This is a genomic window from Pseudomonas sp. 18175, assembly GCF_050432925.1.
In the GTDB taxonomy this organism is placed as follows: Bacteria; Pseudomonadota; Gammaproteobacteria; order Pseudomonadales; family Pseudomonadaceae; genus Aquipseudomonas.
The window spans coordinates 351116-368550 of sequence record NZ_JBKFTO010000002.1 but is presented as its reverse complement, the minus strand read 5'-3'; the positions used below and the strand labels follow the sequence as shown (position 1 = coordinate 368550).

Below are 17435 nucleotides of genomic sequence, written 5' to 3'. Positions count from 1 at the left end.
GCTCTGACGAAATACGCTGCATCATAGCATCGCTCTCAGATCGGTTTGGCTTGATGGAAATGCGCGCCAGCGCCTGGCGCGCAGCATCGGGTCAGTGTGAGTGGCGCGGCACCTCGGAGCCACGGCAGCCCACCAGAAAGTCGAAATCGCAACCCTCGTCGGCTTGCAGCACGTGGTCGACATACAGGCGCGCATAACCGCTGGAGAAGATCTTGGCGCTGGTGTCCGGTTTGAGGTCACTGAGGCGCGCTTGCAGCTCTTCGTCGCTGATGTCCAGGTGCAGGCGGCCACCGGCACAGTCCAGCTCAATGAAGTCACCATTGCGCACCGCGGCCAATGGCCCGCCAGCGGCGGCTTCCGGTGCCACGTGCAGCACCACGGTGCCGTAGGCAGTGCCGCTCATGCGCGCGTCAGAGATACGCACCATGTCAGTTACGCCCTTGGCCAGCACCTTTGGCGGCAAGCCCATGTTGCCGACTTCGGCCATACCGGGGTAACCCTTGGGGCCGGCGTTCTTGAGCACCAGCACGCAGGTTTCGTCCACGTCCAGGTCTGGGTCGGCAATGCGCGCCTTGTAGTCGTCGAAGTTCTCGAACACCACCGCACGGCCACGGTGTTGCATCAGTTCCGGGGTGGCGGCGGAGGGCTTGACCACCGCGCCGCGTGGCGACAGGTTGCCGCGCAGGATGCACAGGCCACCGTCGGCCACCAGCGGGTTATCGATCTGGCGGATCACTTCGTCATTGTATTGGGGCGATGCCTGGCAATTGGTCCAGATGCTCTTGCCATTGGCGGTCAGTGCATCGGGGTTGGGCAGCAGGCCAGCTTCGCCCAGGCGGCGGATCACCGCCGGCAGGCCACCGGCGTAGTAGAACTCTTCCATCAAGAAGCGCCCGGACGGCTGCATATCGACAATGGTCGGGGTGCCGCGACCGACGCGGGTCCAGTCTTCCAGGTCGAGCTCGACACCGATGCGCCCGGCGATGGCTTTCAAGTGGATGACAGCGTTAGTGGAACCGCCGATGGCGGCGTTGACCTTGATGGCGTTCTCGAACGCGGCCTTGGTCAGGATCTTCGACAGGCGCAGGTCTTCGTGCACCATGTCGACAATGCGCATGCCCGACAAATGCGCCAGTACATAGCGACGCGAATCCACCGCCGGGATCGCGGCGTTATGGGGTAGGGAAGTGCCCAGGGCTTCGGCCATGCAGGCCATGGTGGAGGCGGTGCCCATGGTGTTGCAGGTACCGGCCGAGCGCGACATGCCGGCTTCGGCGGAGAGGAATTCATCCAGGCTGATCTGCCCGGCCTTATAGGCTTCGTGCATCTGCCACACCACGGTGCCGGAGCCGATGTCCTTGCCTTTGTGCTTGCCGTTGAGCATCGGCCCGCCGGTGACGACGATGGCCGGCACGTCGCAACTGGCGGCGCCCATCAGCAGGGCGGGGGTGGTTTTATCACAGCCGGTCAGCAGTACCACCGCATCCACCGGGTTGCCGCGAATGGCTTCTTCCACGTCCATGCTCGCCAGGTTGCGGGTGAGCATGGCGGTCGGGCGCAGGTTCGATTCGCCGCTGGAAAACACCGGGAACTCCACCGGGAAGCCACCGGCCTCCAGCACACCTTTCTTGACGTGTTCGGCGATCTTGCGGAAGTGGGCGTTGCAGGGGGTCAGCTCGGACCAGGTGTTACAGATGCCAATGATGGGCTTGCCCTGGAACTCATGGTCCGGGATGCCCTGGTTCTTCATCCAACTGCGGTACATGAAACCGTTCTTGTCGGAGGTGCCAAACCACTGGGCGGAGCGAAGTACAGTCTTTTTACCTGTCATGGCACGGTCACTCTTATTGTATGACTAATCAAAATTTACACGACGAATCTACCCTATAAAAAGCCACTTTGAAATGATTGCGTGCTTATTTGTATTACTATATCGTTTTCTTCACTTGCCCACGCCAGCGGCTGTCGTATCGCTGGCAGATCGGCCAGAGCCACGCATTCCATAACAAAAACAAAGATGGAGAAGACTATGAATCCGGACGCTCGGATTATTCGCACGCTCACGCTCAGGTTGATCCCCTTCCTGATCCTGCTGTACCTCGTCGCGTTCATCGACCGCTCGGCGGTGGGCTTCGCCAAACTGCATATGAACGCCGATATCGGCCTGAGCGACATGGCCTACGGCTTTGGCGCCGGGTTGTTCTTTATCGGCTATTTCATTTTCGAGGTGCCCAGCAACCTGCTGCTTGAGCGTTTCGGTGCACGGCGCTGGTTTGCGCGCATCCTGATCACCTGGGGCGCGATCACCGTTGGCATGGCGTTTGTGCAGGGTAGCTACAGCTTCTATGTGATGCGCTTTTTGCTCGGCGCGGCCGAGGCGGGCTTCTTCCCAGGCGTGCTGTACTACATCACCCGCTGGTTCCCGGTGCGTCATCGCGGCAAGGTGCTGGGCTTCTTCATTCTTTCCCAGCCGGTTGCGCTGATGGTCACGGGACCCTTGGCCGGCTGGCTGCTGGGCATGAATGGCATCTGGGGCCTGGCCGGTTGGCAGTGGCTGTTCATTACCATCGGCCTGCCGGCCATCCTGTTGGCCTGGCCGACGTTGAAGCTGTTGCCGGATACGCCACAGGATGCACGCTGGCTGGCCGAAGCCGACCGCCGCTGGTTGCTCAGCGAGCTGCATAAAGACCGTGACACCTACGGCCAGACCGAACACACCAACCCCTTGCGCGCCCTGGCTGACCGCCGCGTGCTACTGCTGGCATTGCTGTACTTGCCGAGCACCTTGAGCACCTACGGCCTAAGCCTGTGGTTGCCCACGCTGGTCAAGCAGTTCGGTGGCAGTGACCTGACCACCGGCTTTATCTCGGCGATCCCCTATGTGTTCGGTGTGATCGGCCTGCTGTTGGTGCCGCGCAGTTCCGACCGACTGAACGACCGCTACGGGCACCTCACGGTGTTGTACATCCTCGGGGCAGTGGGGCTGTTCCTCAGCGCCTGGCTGAGCCTGCCCACCCTGCAATTGGCCGCGCTGTGCCTGACCGCCTTCAGCCTGTTCTCGGTGACTGCGATCTTCTGGGTACTGCCGGGCCGTTTCCTATCGGGGGCCTCGGCAGCGGCGGGCATTGCGCTGATCAACTCGTTCGGCAACCTGGGCGGCTACATCGGCCCGTTCGGTATCGGCGCGTTGAAGGAGTACACCGGCACGTTGTCGTCCGGGTTGTATTTCCTCGCGGCAGTCATGCTCTCGGGCGTGGTGCTGACCTACATCGTCTACACAAAACTGGAAAAGAAAGCCGCGCCCGCGCCTAACCCCGCGCTGGGCCAGGCGTCCTGATTGCCCAGGCGGGCACGGACGCCCGCCGACCTGGAGTGTTTACATGACTGCAAAATTGAAAGTGGCCATCGTCGGTTCCGGCAACATCGGCACCGACCTGATGATCAAGGTGTTGCGCAACGCCAAGCATCTGGAAATGGCGGTGATGGTCGGCATCGACCCGGCCTCCGATGGGCTCGCCCGCGCGCAGCGCATGGGCGTGGCCACCACCCACGAAGGTGTCGAAGGGCTGGCGCGCATGCCGGTGTTCAAGGACATCGACTTTGTGTTCGATGCCACCTCGGCCAGCGCCCACGTCAGCAACGACGCGTTGCTGCGCGCGATCAAGCCCGGCATCCGCCTGATCGACCTGACCCCCGCAGCTATCGGCCCGTACTGCGTACCCGTGGTCAACCTGGAGCAGAACCTGGCGCAACTCAATGTGAACATGGTCACCTGCGGCGGCCAGGCCACCATTCCCATGGTGGCTGCGGTGTCGCGGGTGGCGAAGGTGCATTACGCCGAAATCGTCGCGTCCATTGCCAGCAAATCGGCGGGCCCGGGCACCCGCGCCAATATCGACGAATTCACCGAAACCACTTCCAAGGCCATCGAAGTGATCGGCGGCGCGGCCAAGGGCAAGGCGATCATTGTGATGAACCCGGCCGAGCCACCGCTGATGATGCGCGACACCGTGTTTGTATTGTCCGAAGCCGCCGACCAGGCGCTGGTGGAAGCCTCGATCGTGGAGATGGCCGCTGCCGTGCAGGCCTACGTGCCGGGCTATCGGCTCAAGCAGAAAGTCCAGTTCGATGTGATTCCCGAAGACGCGCCGCTGCACCTGCCAGGCCTGGGCACGTTCTCGGGGCTCAAGACTTCTGTGTTCCTTGAGGTCGAAGGCGCCGCCCACTACCTGCCAGCCTACGCCGGCAATCTCGACATCATGACGTCTGCAGCCTTGGCAACCGCCGAGCGTATGGCGCAGTCGCTGCTGAAGGCCTAAGGAAACCGACATGACTAAAAAGCTGTATATCTCCGACGTAACCCTGCGCGATGGCAGCCATGCGGTCCGCCACCAGTATTCGATCCAGAACGTACAGGACATCGCCCGCGCACTCGACAAGGCACGGGTCGATGCCATCGAAATCGCCCACGGTGACGGTCTGCAAGGTTCAAGTTTCAACTACGGCTTTGCCGCCCACACCGACTTGGAATGGATCGAAGCGGCCGCCGATGTGATCAGCCACGCCAAGATCACCACCTTGCTGCTGCCGGGTATCGGCACGGTGCACGACCTCAAGGCCGCCTACAACGCCGGGGCCCGCGTGGTGCGCATCGCCACTCACTGCACCGAGGCCGATGTGTCCAAGCAGCACATCGAATACGCCCGTGAGCTGGGCATGGACACCGTGGGCTTCTTGATGATGAGCCACATGATCCCGGCCGAGCAGTTGGCCGCCCAAGCCAAGCTGATGGAAAGCTACGGCGCCACCTGCGTGTACATGGCCGACTCCGGTGGCGCGATGAACATGCAAGATGTACGCGACCGGTTCCGGGCGTTCAAGGCCACGCTCAAGCCGGAAACCGAAACCGGTATGCACGCCCACCACAACCTGTCGCTGGGCGTGGCCAACTCCATCACTGCGGTGGAAGAGGGCTGTGACCGTATCGACGCCAGTCTCGCCGGCATGGGCGCCGGTGCCGGTAATGCGCCGCTGGAAGTCTTCATCGCCGCCGCCGACCGCCTCGGCTGGAACCACGGCACCGACCTGTACACCTTGCTCGACGCTGCCGATGACATCGTGCGCCCCCTGCAAGACCGCCCGGTACGGGTCGACCGTGAAACCCTGGCGCTGGGCTATGCCGGTGTGTATTCAAGCTTCCTGCGCCATGCCGAAATCGCCGCCGCCAAGTACGGCCTCAAGACCCTCGACATCCTGGTAGAACTGGGCAAACGCCGTATGGTGGGCGGCCAGGAAGACATGATCGTGGATGTGGCGCTGGACTTGCTCAACGCTCGGGCGTGAGCCCGTCAGCAAGTGTTGGTGGCGCAACAGCGGTTCAATAAACTGCCCGATTGGCGCCGCCAGTGGTGTTTGGGATCTAATTCAAGTCATTGAATTTAAAGGCTTATAGCGTTGGCATGAATTGTGTGTTGGGTGGGGTGACCCAACCGACCCCTTTTCATAAGAACCCACAGCCATGCACAACGCTTTGCAACGCACACTCATCGCCAGCCTGGTGGCGCTCAGTTCCTTGGGCGCACTGCTGCCGGCCGCCGTCCAAGCGGCCAATGATCAACAGTTCATCCCCCTGGCCACTTACCGCGTGGGTGCTTATGCCTCCAGCGGTATTCCGTGGTGGGCGGGGGAAATTGACTACTTTCGCTATATCAACGAGGTCGAGGGCGGCGTGAACGGGGTCAAGCTGGTCTGGCAGGAATGCGAGACCGAGTGGAAGACCGACCGCATCATCGAATGCTACGAGCGCTACAAGGACGGCCTGGACGGCGCGCCCACCGGGTTCTTCTTCACCCACAGCACGCCCGCGTCCTATGCGTTGATGGAGCGTGCCGCCAAGGACCATATCCCCCTGATCGACGGGGCCGGTGGGCGTACCGAATCCACCGATGGCCGCGTATTTCCCTATGCGTTCCCGCTGCTACTCAACTACTACGGCCAGGCCTCGGTGGGCATCAACTACATCGCCGAGCGTGAAGGCGGGCTGGACAAGCTCAAGGGCAAGAAGATCGTCACGGTCTACCACGACTCGGCTTATGGCCGGGAAACCCAGGCGGCCATGCAATTGTTGGCCGAGAAGTACGGATTCGAAAATATCCAGATCCCGGTCGCCGACCCCGGCAATGAGCAATCTACCCAATGGCGCCAGGTGCGCCAGATCAATCCGTCCTGGGTGTTCCTACGCACCTGGGGCGTGTCCACGCCGGTGGCGATCAAGACCGCCGTGCGCTTTGGCGTGCCGGTGGATCGCCTGATTGGCGATGTATGGGCCGGCTCCGAGGCCGATGTGATTCCCGCTGGCACGGCTGCCAAAGGCTACCAGGCACTGGCGCCATTCCCCGGCGGCGAAACCTTTGAGATCCACCGCAGGCTTAAGCAGTTCATCCTCGATCCGGGCAAGAGCAACCTCAAGGACCCCAGCTACTTCGGCAAGGTTTACTACAACATTGGCCTGATCAACGCCGCGATTGCCGTCGAAGCCCTGCGCACCGGCCAGGCCAAGTTTGGTAACCGGGCGTTGAATGGTGAGGAAACCCGCTGGGCTTTCGAACACTTGGACATCGACGCTGCGCGCCTAAAGGCATTGGGTTTGGAAGGGTTGCTGGCGCCATTGAAACTGTCCTGCGCCGACCATGAAGGCGGCGGCTCGGCACGGGTGCAGCAGTGGGATGGGCAGAAGTGGGTGCTGGTGACCGATTGGCTTCAGGCCGACCGCGCAACCCTGCGTCCGTTGATCGAAGCCAAGTCTGCTGCGTACGCCCAGGAGAAGGGCATTGCGGCTCGGGATTGCTCGGCGCAGTAACTGTAGGTCTCTGTGGTGAGCGGGCTTGCCCCGCGCTGGGTGGCGAAGCCGCCCTAAACTCAGACAACTCGTTCTTCCTGAAACTCCGTGGCGGTCTTACTGGGGCCGCTTCGCAGCCCAGCGCGGGGCAAGCCCGCTCACTACAATAGCTTCTCAGGCGGCGCTAGCGGTGGCTTGTTGCCCCGGAATCGCTGCAATCAGTTCCCGAGTGTAATCGCTGGCCGGGCGGTTGAAGATACGGTCCACCGTCCCTTGCTCCACCACCTTGCCATTGCGCAGCACCAATACCTCATGGGCAAAGTTGGCCACCACTGACAGGTCGTGGGACACCAGCACATACGCAATGCCCAACTCCCGTTGCAGCTCTTCCAGCAGGTCGAGGATGTGGGCCTGCACCGACACATCCAGCGCACTCACCGGCTCATCCAGCAGCAACAAATCCGGCTTCAACGCCAGGGCGCGGGCGATGGCCACCCGTTGGCATTGGCCGCCGGACAACTCCCGTGGCAGGCGATCGAGGAAACTCACTGGCAGATGCACGCGGCTGATCAGCTCCCGTGCCGCCTGTTCCAGGGCCGGGCCTTTGAGCAAGCCGAACGACACCAAGGGTTCGACAATGCTGTCGAACACCGTGAAGCGCGGGTCGAGGGCGGCAAATGGGTTTTGCTGCACCAGTTGCAGGCGCTGGCGCAGTGGGCGGAACTCACGCCAGCTCAGGTTTGTCACGTCTTGCTGTTCGAACCACACCTGGCCCTGGGTCGGTTTTTCCAAGCCGAGGGCGATGCGCAGGGCGGTGCTTTTGCCGGAGCCGGACTCGCCGACAATCGCCAGGGTCTGGCCGGCATACACCTCCAGGTTGAGGTTTTCCAGGGCCACGAAGGTGCTGTCCTCACCCTTGACCTTGGGCAGGGCGAAGGTCTTGCCGACGTTCTTCAGGCTCAGGATCGGCTCTTCCATGGGATCGATACGAATCAGCGGTTCACGCCGCTTGGCGAACGCCGGCGCCGCCGCAATCAGTGCCCGGGTGTAGTCATGCTGCGGCGCGGTGAGGATCTGGCCGGGTGGCCCCTGTTCCACCAATTCACCCTGTTGCATCACCAGGATGCGGTCGGCGCGGTCGGTGGCCACGCCCAGGTCATGGGTGATGATCAGCAGCGCGATGCCGCGCTCGCTGACCAGGCGTTGTAGGTGGTCGAGGATCTTGCGCTGTACGGTCACGTCGAGGGCGCTGGTGGGTTCGTCGGCGATGATCAGGCGCGGGTTGCCGGCCAGCGCGATGGCGATCAACACGCGCTGGCGCATACCGCCGGACAGCTCGTGGGGGTACTGGCGGGCGCGCAGCACTGGGTTGTTGATGCCCACCTGTTGCAGCAGTTCGACAATGTCGGCATCCACGCCGGGGTAACGTTTGCCCTGGCCCTTGCCCAGGACCAGCGCCTCGGCAATTTGCTGGCCGATACGCAGCGTGGGGTTGAGGCTGACCATCGGGTCCTGGGGCACCAGGCCGACGGTGCGCCCGCGCACGCCACGCTTCTGGCGTTCGCTGGCGTGGGTCAGGTCGTTGCCGTCCACCCACAACTGCCCGGTGCTGATGTGCGCATTGGCTGGCAACAGGCCAAGGATCGCGTTGGCCAGGGTGGACTTGCCCGAGCCCGACTCGCCGACAATCGCCACCGTCTCGCCCTGTGCAATAGCAAACGACAGCGAGCGCACCGCTTGGTTGACCTGCCCATGGGTGCGATAGCTGACACTGAGTTGACGAACATCCACTAAAGCGCTCATCGCGGGTTCTCCTCGAAGGTGCGGGCGATATGGTTAAGGCTGAACACCACCGCCACGAGGAACAGGCCCGGCAGCAGGGACACCCAAGGAGCGGTGATCAGGAAGTGACGGCCGTTGGCGATCAAGGTGCCCCATTCGGCGGCGGGCGGCACAGCGCCAAAACCCAGGAAACTCAGCCCAGCGGTGGCGAGGATGGCGGCGCCGAAATCCAACGTAGCCAACACCGCCACCGGGCCCCAGGCGTTGGGCAAAATGTGCAGCAGCAACGTGCGCCCCCAGCTGGCCCCGCCCAGGCGCGCGGCTTCCACATAGGGCAAGGTCTTGACCCGCAGCACCTCGGCGCGGGTGGTGCGGGCGAACCCCGGAATAATGCCGACGCCCACCGCGATGGCCACCGGCACCGTGCCAAAGCCGATGGCCGTGACAATCGCCAGGGCCAGCAATACGCCGGGCAGGGCTAGCAATACATCGACAAAACGCATGATCACCGAGTCGACACGCCCGCCGGCAAAGCCCGACACAATGCCCAGCCCCAAACCGCCCAACAGGGCGATGCCCACCGCCAGCGAGGCCGCCAGCATCGACAGGCTGGAGCCGTACACCACCCGGGTAAACAGGTCGCGGCCCAGCTCATCGGTGCCGAACCAGTGGGTGAGGTTGGGGGCGCGCAGTTTGTCGACGGGGGAGGTGGCGTAGGGGTCAAAACTGGTCAGCAGGTGTGGCGCTACGGCCGACACCAAGGCAAATAACACCAACAGCACCGCCAGGCTGAAACCGGGCCGGCGCAACAATGGCAACACCACCGCGGCGCTGCGTTGCAAGCGGCTGCGGCGGCGCCACAGCGGGTGGCTGGCCGGGAGGGCGTTGCCGCGCAGGTTTTGCTCGAGGACAGTCATGGTTCAGGACACCTTTGGCGTGTGGGAGATGCGTGGGTCGAACCACGGGTAAAGCAAGTCGACCAACAGGTTCACCAGGACAAACGCCGCCGCCGACACCGCGACAATCGCCAGCACCACTGGGATGTCCTGGCGCAACACGGCTTCCTGGGCCAGCCGGCCAATGCCGTTGCGGGCAAAGATGGTTTCCACCAGCACCGCACCGGACACCGTATTGCCCACCTGCAAGCCGATCAGGGTGAGGATCGGCAGCGCGGCGTTCTTGAACCCGTGGCGCGCCTGCACCTGGCCGCGGCTAAGGCCCTTGGCGTAGGCGGTGATGATGTAGGACTCCTGCCACACCCCCTGGAAACTGCGTTGCAGCACCTGGGCGTACACCGCCGCACTTGGGATGGCCAGGGTGACCGCTGGCAAAATCAGGCTTTCCACGCCCTTGCTGCCGGTGGCCGGAAACCAACCCAGGCCAAACGCGAAGACTTGGATCAGCAACAGCCCCATCCAGAACACCGGCACCGAAAAGCCCAGGGAGGGCAGACGCGCCAACGCTTTCTTCAACGGTTGCCAGCGGATATAGGCGGTCAGGTAGGCCAGGCCAATGCCACCGAGCAACGACAGCACAATCGCCAAGCCCGCCAGGGACAAGGTTTGCGGCAGCCGTTCCAGCAGCAATTCGGCCACCGGACGGTTCATCGAAAGCGACTGGCCGAAGTCGCCGCGCACCGCGCCCCAGAGCAAGCTGAAATATTGCTCGAACACGCCCTTGTCCAAGCCGTAATAGGCCCGAGCCTTGGCCAAGTCCTCCACCGACAGCGAGTCGGCTTCCATCCCCGAGGCGCTGAGCATCAAGGACAGCGTGTCCCCCGGCAGCAGGTACAGGATGAAGTAGGTGATGCTATAGGCGCCCCATAACACCAGCAGCGCCTGCCCGACACGGCCCATCAGGTAGCGGCTCATGGCGTGCCGATCTCGATATCACCCAGCAGCGCGAAGCCCTCGGCGGTCCAGCGGAAGTTCTTCACCTTGGGCGAGGTTGCGGCTTGCCACACGCGTTCGTAGATCGGGAACGCCGAGCTTTGATCAATCAGCAAGTCTTGCAGGTCGCCATAGGCGGCCGCGCGCTGGGCGGATTGGGTAGCGGTGATGCCCGCGTCAAACAACGCCTTGGCATGGTCCAGCACCGCAGGTTCAAAGGTGTTGGTGGCCACGGTGGAACTGTTGGCACTGCGCGGGTCGAGGATAGTTTGCAGGATGATCGGGTCGGCGCGGGTCATGTAGTTGATGGTCAGGTCGTAGTTGCCGGCGGAGTTGTTGGCCACCCATTCGGCGCGGGTCACCACGCTGAGTTTCAACTCGATACCGACCTTGCGCAGTTGGTCCTGGACCAGCACGTCACCCGCGGTTTCGGCCGGGCTGATGTTGTAGCTCAGGCTCAGGCGCTTGCCGTTTTTCTGCCGGTAGCCGTCTGCGCCCTTGGCCCAACCCGCTTCATCCAGCAGGCGCTCGGCGCCGGCCGGGTCGTAACCGAGCTTGGTAGCCTGGCTTTTGGCGTAGGGCGTGGTCACGTCAAACACCCCTTGCACCACCGGGAACTCGGCGTTGTACACGGTGCTGGCGTAGCTCTTGCGGTCGATGGCTTTCTGCAGGGCCAGGCGCACTTGCTGGTCGGCCAAGATGCGTTCGCCTCGGGTGTTGGGGAACAGGTTCAGCGCGGGCCCCGGTAGCGAGCGGCTCTGAATGGTGGCGCCCTTGGACTGGAACAGCTTGAGGTCCACTTCCGAAAACGGGTTGCGCGGCCACAGGATGTCGGCCTTGCCTTGCAGGAACAGGCCGTTGCGCACGCTTTCTTCGGGGATGTAGGTAACGTCCACCGCGTCCAGGTGCGCTTCACCCTGGTTTTTCATATTGGCCGAGGCCCAGGCATAGCCCTTGCGCTTGACTAGGTGTGCACCGACTTCCGGGGTATAGCTTTCGAGTACAAAAGGCCCGGTGCCGATGATCTTGCCCAGCGAACGTTCTTTGACGGTGAGGGCGTACGACGCTGGCGCCAAAATCGACAAATTGGTGGTGGAAGTGGCTTGCAGGAAGCCCGCGTTTGGCTTGCTGAGTACCAGTTTGACGGTGAAATCGTCGACCACTTCGGCGTGGTCATAGCCCGCCAGGTACGTGGCGCCAAAGGTCGCCGGCAATTCGGTGGCCAGGGCCTTGTCGCTGTCGAACGCAGTCTTCACCGCCTTGGCATCGAAGCGCTCGCCATTGCTGAACGTCACGTCCTGGCGCAGGTGGAAGGTGTAGGTCAGCGCGTCGTCGCTCACGTCCCAGCTTTTGGCCAGCCAGGGAATGATCTTGCCGGTCTCTGGGTCCTGGTCGGTCAGGGACTCGGCGACATTGCGCAACAACACGCGGTGTTCCAGCCAATACACCTGGAATGGATCGATGCTGACCAGGGTGGTGTTGTCGCCAAAAAACGCGATGTTCAGGGTTTTGTTCGCCTGGGTATCGCTACCCGGCGAGCACGCGGCGAGGCTCAAGGCCAGGACGCAGGGTGCCAGCAGACGGCTCATCAAGTTGGAGGTATTCAATGGGGTGCCCTCGTATGGCGATTCGGGTACGTTGAAGGTGGGGATCAGAAGTCGTAGGCCAGCTTGGTGTACCAGTAGCCGCCACCGGGGTAGAACGGCGGGTTGCCGTAGGCCGCTAGGCCCAGGTTGCTGTAGACCGCGTGTTTGTCGGGGCGCACGTCGAAGATGTTGGTGCCGCCGATGCTCACGGTCAGGCTGTCGACGAAGGTGTAGCTCACGTCGAGATCGGTGATCCATTTGGCGCCGAAGCTTCGGTCGCCGCTGGGGTTGACCGCCAGGGTCTTGACCGCGTCATAGCGGGCGGTTTGCAGGTTCACCGCCAGGTCCGAGATTTTCCAGTTGGCGCCCAGAATCCACTTGGTCTTCGGTGACGCGTCAGTGAGGTCACCGGCACGGTCACGGCCGACCAGGGTCACGCCGGTATTGGCCAGCGCGGCGGGGGTGTCGCGGCTGTCCTGGATCGTGGTTTTGTTCCAGTTGAAACCCAGGCTCCAGCGCACATCGCCCCAGGCGTCCAGTGGCGTGGTGTGGTCGGCCACGATATCCAGGCCCTTGGTGCGGGTGTCGAACGCATTGGTGTAGTAGTTGACCCAGGTGCCGCTGGGCACGCCTTGCGCGGTCAGGATCGCGTTGATCGCGCCGTTGCCACGGTCGTAGATATTGCTGGTCAGGGCGATCCGGTCATCAATGTCGATCAGGTAGGCGTCGGCGGTGATGCTGGTACGCGGCGCCGGTTGCCAGGTCAGGCCCAGCCCGAGGTTGCGCGACTTCTCCGGCTTGAGATCATCGCCACCGAGAGCCTTGGCCAGATTGCTGCCTGAAGGGGTCAGGCGCGTGACCGCCGGGACCACGTTGCCGTTGGCATCCACCGCCACGCGGTTGTCGGCCACGGTGTAGCCGATCTGGGTCAGGGACGGCGCACGGAAACCGGTGCCGACCGTGCCACGCACGGCCACGGTGTCGGTCAGTTCATACCGCGAGTTCACTTTCAGGCCAAAGGTATTGCCCGAGTCATCGTCGTAATGTTCGATGCGCCCGGCGAAATCGAGGAACCAGCGGTCGGTGAGGTCAAAGCCCAGGTCGAGGTAGCCGGCGTAGTTGTTGCGGATCAGGCTGACTTCATCCTCCGGGCGGATGGTGACTGCCGCCTGGGCGCCCGAAGCGGCCGGGTATGTGCCAGTGATATAGGCTTCGCGGTCACCGGCGAAGGTGCTGAAATGCTCCCAGCGATGCTCCAGGCCCGCCGACACCTGCACTGGGGAGGTCAGGTTGAACAGGCTGTCGTAGCGGCGGGTGAAGTCGAGGTTGTTCACCCACTGCTCAAAGCGAAAGGTCGCCAGGTTGTCGAACTTGGTCGGCGAGGCGGTGCCCAGGGACGGGTTGATGTTCAAGTCGCTGGAGTGGTGCACATTGTTGCGCCCGTAAGTAGTGCTCAGGTCCCAGTTCCACTCGGCGACCTGGCCTTTGCCGCCAAACAGCAATTGATAGTCGCGGTCCTTGATGTTGTTCAGTGGGAAGTAGCCATCGGGGAATACTTCGGGCACCGCTGCGGTGCCGGTGGGCAGGCGGAAGTAGTTGGCGGCTTCGGCATCGCGTTCTCCGTAAGTGGAGAACGAATACAGCGTCAGGTCTTCCAGGGGCAGTTCGGCGTTGTAGGCCAGGTTGAAGGCCTTGAGGTCGGGGTCGCCGTTTTTGATTGCAACACGGTCCCAGGCCGCTTCCTTGGCCGGGTCACTGAAGGCCCGTACGCTGCTGTCGGCCTTGTCGTTCCACGACGCATTGCCGCGTTTGCGCGCATCGGCGGAGAGGTGAAAGAAACCGCCTTGGCCAAGCTCGAAGCCTTGGTCGCCGGCCACCTTGATGGTCTCGCCTTGGCCTGAAAACAGCTGGCCGTAGCTGCTTTCCAGGTGGCCGCCGCTCTTGGTGTTCTTGAGGATGATATTGATCACACCCGCCACCGCATCCGAGCCGTACTGGGCGGCAGCGCTGTCTTTGAGCACCTCGATATGGTCCACGGCGCTGACCGGGATCAGGTCGATGTCCACCGCGTTCGCGCCGCTGTTGTCGATGGAGCCGCGCTGGCCGGTGGCGCCGTTGTGGCGGCGCTTGCCGTTAACCAGCACCAGGGTGTAGGCCGGGCCCAGGCTGCGGTTGCTCAAGGGGCGGGTCACCGAGTTGTAGCCGGCGATATTGGTGCCGAAGTTGAACGACGGCAGCAACTTGGCAATCGCCTCCGACAGCTCGGCGCGGCCGGTCTTGAGCAACTGGTCGCTGTTGATCACATCAATCGGCGCCGGGCTGTCGGCCACGGTGCGCTGCTGGCCACGCAGGCCGGTGGAGATCACGGTCACCGTGTCGAGCTTGGCGTCCTCCTTGGCGGTTTCGGCAAAGGAGGGCGCTGCGGCCAGCAACAGGGAGCTGGTCAGCAGCGACAGGTGAAATTTTTTCAGGGGCAGCGGGGAGGCGAGGTCAGGCATATCAGAGAGAGTCCATGTGAGCCGGTTGAGGGCTCCAAGTGGTCGGGGGTACGTCCTCCGCCAGGCATGGGGTCGGTCTGTGAAATGAAGATATATCTATAAAAAACTGCTTGGAAATTCTTTTTTGGAATAAGCTAATTATCAGAAATTGTTATCTTGATAATTAATATAATTATCTATTTTTATTATGTTGTGGTGTTACTTCTCGATGAAGTCGCGAACGCCCTTGATCGTCTGCGCAGGGGCTTCTTCCATCCGCCAATGGCCTGCGCCGGGAATCACCCGCTCGTGTTCGTGCTGAACACCCTGTTCTATCCCGCAACCTCCATAATCCTGCAGGAAAGTGCAGTAGACTGCGGCCCACACAAGCACCAGGAGCTCACATGGACGCGGTCATCCAGGCCATTCAAGCCTTCGAGGAAGGTTGGAAAGTGCGGCACATCTGTACGGCAATCCACCACGCACGGGGCTGCCGTTTTGAACTGCATGTAGGCAAGTTCCTGATCGATGAAGGCCAAGTGCGGGTATGGATCGCCAAGGATGACGAGGGCATTCAGGGCGCGATTATCGATGATAAATACTTCAACTGTTTACCGGGCAGCGCTGAAGAAGCACTGGCGACGCAAGCGTTGTTAGTAGCGGCGATCGCGGATATCGACGCCAATTTTCTGGACATGTACTGAGGGGCCCGCAAAGCCTCCGGTATTTCATCTGGCGATCATCACTGACGCGTGGATAGGTAAAGCCGCATCTGAAAAGGGAGTCGTGGTGCGCGACATAAGGGTACTACCTTTTATCGAACTGCCTTGTACCCCAAATCGTACCCCTAAACACGTTGGAATCAGCTGGAAACCGACGGACTGCCCCAAACGAAAAAACCCGCCAAGTGGCGGGTTTTAAAGGGTTTCATGGACTTTATTGGCTGTCCATGGAACAAGAGATGGTGCCCGAACCCGGAATCGAACCGGGACGCCCTTACGAGCGGGGGATTTTAAGTCCCATGCGTCTACCAGTTTCGCCATTCGGGCGGTAGCGCGGTGTTGCAGGGTTGGGAATATATAGGCCCAGGCGCGTCTACGCAAGGTCGAATAACAGCTTTGTTGCGTTGGCGCAGGTAGGAAAAAGCTCGATAGATCAGTGATCTACAGTGCCCTTTAGAGAATTCCCCAAACCTTTAGTAAGCCCCCACTGCCGCCGACGCACCACTGACAATCGCAATTCCTGAGCTGCTGCCCAAGCGCGTGGCGCCGGCTTCGATCATCGCCTGGGCGGTCGCCACGTCACGCACGCCGCCAGAGGCTTTTACGCCGATCACCGGGCCGACCACTTCGCGCATCAGGCGCACATCGGCCAATGTCGCGCCGCCATGGCCGAAACCGGTGGAGGTTTTGACGAAGGCCACGTTCAATTCCCGGCAAATCACGCAGGCCTGGGTCTTCTGTTCATCGTTGAGCAGGCCGGTTTCCAGGATCACTTTTAGCGGCACTTCGCCGCAGGCCTTGAGCACTTGGGCGATGTCATCGCGCACCAGGTCCAGCAGGCCGTCCTTCAACAAACCGATGTTGAGCACCATGTCGATTTCCCGCGCACCAGCCTGGATGGCCAAGTGGGCTTCATGGGCCTTGGCAGCACTGAGGCCCGCGCCCAGAGGGAAGCCCACCACGGCGCACACCAGCGACGGCGCACCCGCCAGGCACTCGGCCGCCAGCGGCACATTGGCACTATTGACGCACACGGACTTGAAGCCATATTGACGGGCCTCATCGCACAGCAGGCGAATGCTCGCCTGGGAAGCGTCGGCGACGAGTAGCGTGTGGTCGATGTAGGCGGCGAGGGAGGAGGCGTCTTTAGGCATGGCAGAAGTCCTGTGGGAGAGGGTGCTGGGAAAAGCCTGTTTGTGTTAAGTTGAATGCATTAAATGTGAAATTAATAACATTGTAAATGGATTTTGTGAGCCGTTTTGTCACTCGGCCGCATTCGATCAGGGTGAAAGCGCAGTGGATTCAAAGAAAACCGAACGATTCAAAGCCATGCACAGGGCCTTGCAAGGTGAGGCAGCGGTGCATCTGCGGGAGATGGCGGCGTTGCTTGGGGTGTCGGAAATGACCTTGCGCCGCGATTTGGCCGACAACGCCCAAGGCCTGCGCCTGCTGGGCGGCCACGTCACCCGCAGTGGCGCGCCGGAGCCTGACTACCAAGTGACGGAGCAAGACCTGCGCAACATCGCCGAGAAGCGCCAGATCGGCCAGCATGCCGCCAGCCTGGTGCGCCCAGGCGATACGATCTTCATCGATTGCGGCACCACCACGCCGTTTATCGTCGATGCTTTGCCCGACGACCTGGAGTTCACGGCGCTGTGCAACTCCGTCAATGTGCTGCTCAAACTCCAGCAAAAGCCCCTGTGTACGGTGATTTTGTGTGGCGGCATGCTGGATCGGCGCAACCTGGTGTTCGAAAGCCGTGCCGAAGCCGGGATCATTGATGGCATCCGCTTCGCCTGGGCGTTTATCTCTGCCGCCGGGGTCAGCGCGGCCCAGGGTGTGACCTGCTACAACCTCAATGAAGTGGATGTGAAGCGCCGGGTTATGGCTCGAGCGCAAAGCTGCGTGCTGGTGGCCGACCACAGTAAATTCGATCAGGTGCGCGCGGCGCATTTTGCCGATTTGGCTGATTTCCAACGGGTCATCAGCGACCCAGGCTTGTCCCCGGGCCAGCAGCAGGTTATCCGGGAGGGTGGGGCAATACTGGTTGTGTGATTTTTATATCGTATGTTTGGATTCTAACAAAATAGCCTTGACACTCTCGAGCACAAGGCATAGTTTTTCAAATGTGATCGCTGTTC

General features: G+C 61.8%; 13 protein-coding genes and 1 tRNA gene. 6 read left to right on the top strand and 8 right to left on the bottom strand.

What is annotated here, in order from left to right; genetic code table 11:
• Window positions 1–91: 91 nt before the first annotated feature.
• Window positions 92–1831 carry an IlvD/Edd family dehydratase gene (locus tag ACLD1Y_RS04635; protein WP_429475881.1) on the bottom strand — a complete coding sequence of 580 codons (1740 nt, stop codon included), beginning with the start codon at window positions 1829–1831 and terminating at the stop codon, window positions 92–94.
• A 198-nt stretch (window positions 1832–2029) separates the two neighbouring features.
• Between ACLD1Y_RS04635 and ACLD1Y_RS04630 the strand changes: the two genes are divergently transcribed.
• The 4 genes from ACLD1Y_RS04630 to ACLD1Y_RS04615 all read left to right on the top strand — a co-directional run bounded on the left by ACLD1Y_RS04630 (window position 2030) and on the right by ACLD1Y_RS04615 (window position 6859).
• Entirely contained in the window at window positions 2030–3337 is a 1308-nt protein-coding gene (locus ACLD1Y_RS04630) for an MFS transporter (RefSeq protein ID WP_429475879.1), read from the top strand.
• Window positions 3338–3380: 43 nt separating this feature from the next.
• Window positions 3381–4319, top strand: a complete 939-nt coding sequence (locus ACLD1Y_RS04625) for an acetaldehyde dehydrogenase (acetylating) (RefSeq protein ID WP_429475877.1) — start codon at window positions 3381–3383, stop codon at window positions 4317–4319.
• Between the two features lie 10 nt (window positions 4320–4329).
• The gene (gene dmpG / locus ACLD1Y_RS04620; protein ID WP_429475875.1) at window positions 4330–5343 is read left to right on the top strand and encodes a 4-hydroxy-2-oxovalerate aldolase; all 1014 of its coding nucleotides are present in this window, start codon (window positions 4330–4332) and stop codon (window positions 5341–5343) included.
• Window positions 5344–5518: 175 nt separating this feature from the next.
• Entirely contained in the window at window positions 5519–6859 is a 1341-nt protein-coding gene (locus tag ACLD1Y_RS04615; protein WP_429475873.1) for an ABC transporter substrate-binding protein, read from the top strand.
• 153 nt (window positions 6860–7012) lie between these two features.
• Here the strand turns inward: ACLD1Y_RS04615 and ACLD1Y_RS04610 are convergent, their stop codons facing one another.
• The 5 genes from ACLD1Y_RS04610 to ACLD1Y_RS04590 all read right to left on the bottom strand — a co-directional run bounded on the left by ACLD1Y_RS04610 (window position 7013) and on the right by ACLD1Y_RS04590 (window position 14593).
• Entirely contained in the window at window positions 7013–8641 is a 1629-nt protein-coding gene (locus tag ACLD1Y_RS04610; RefSeq protein ID WP_429475872.1) for a dipeptide ABC transporter ATP-binding protein, read from the bottom strand.
• On the bottom strand, window positions 8638–9537 hold the full coding sequence (locus tag ACLD1Y_RS04605; protein WP_429475870.1) for an ABC transporter permease: 900 nt from the start codon (window positions 9535–9537) through the stop codon (window positions 8638–8640). Before ACLD1Y_RS04605 ends, ACLD1Y_RS04610 begins: the two co-directional genes overlap by 4 nt.
• A gap of 3 nt (window positions 9538–9540) precedes the next feature.
• On the bottom strand, window positions 9541–10491 hold the full coding sequence (locus tag ACLD1Y_RS04600; RefSeq protein WP_429475868.1) for an ABC transporter permease: 951 nt from the start codon (window positions 10489–10491) through the stop codon (window positions 9541–9543).
• Window positions 10488–12098 carry an ABC transporter substrate-binding protein gene (locus ACLD1Y_RS04595; RefSeq protein ID WP_429476000.1) on the bottom strand — a complete coding sequence of 537 codons (1611 nt, stop codon included), beginning with the start codon at window positions 12096–12098 and terminating at the stop codon, window positions 10488–10490. The genes ACLD1Y_RS04600 and ACLD1Y_RS04595 overlap by 4 nt, the downstream gene beginning before the upstream one ends.
• Window positions 12099–12160: 62 nt before the next feature.
• Complete coding sequence (locus ACLD1Y_RS04590; RefSeq protein WP_429475867.1) at window positions 12161–14593, bottom strand: TonB-dependent receptor plug domain-containing protein; 2433 nt, start codon at window positions 14591–14593, stop codon at window positions 12161–12163.
• A 383-nt stretch (window positions 14594–14976) separates the two neighbouring features.
• On the opposite strand from ACLD1Y_RS04590, the gene ACLD1Y_RS04585 reads away from it, so the two are divergent.
• Window positions 14977–15276, top strand: a complete 300-nt coding sequence (locus tag ACLD1Y_RS04585; RefSeq protein WP_429475866.1) for a hypothetical protein — start codon at window positions 14977–14979, stop codon at window positions 15274–15276.
• A 258-nt stretch (window positions 15277–15534) separates the two neighbouring features.
• Here the strand turns inward: ACLD1Y_RS04585 and ACLD1Y_RS04580 are convergent.
• Together ACLD1Y_RS04580 and deoC are read right to left on the bottom strand one after the other, a co-directional pair.
• Window positions 15535–15621 (bottom strand) — tRNA-Leu (locus ACLD1Y_RS04580).
• Window positions 15622–15767: 146 nt separating this feature from the next.
• On the bottom strand, window positions 15768–16448 hold the full coding sequence (gene deoC, locus ACLD1Y_RS04575) for a deoxyribose-phosphate aldolase (protein WP_429475865.1): 681 nt from the start codon (window positions 16446–16448) through the stop codon (window positions 15768–15770).
• A 142-nt stretch (window positions 16449–16590) separates the two neighbouring features.
• Here deoC and deoR point away from each other — a divergent pair, with 142 nt between their 5' ends.
• Complete coding sequence (deoR, locus tag ACLD1Y_RS04570; RefSeq protein ID WP_429475863.1) at window positions 16591–17349, top strand: DNA-binding transcriptional repressor DeoR; 759 nt, start codon at window positions 16591–16593, stop codon at window positions 17347–17349.
• The last annotated feature ends 86 nt before the right edge of the window (window positions 17350–17435 follow it).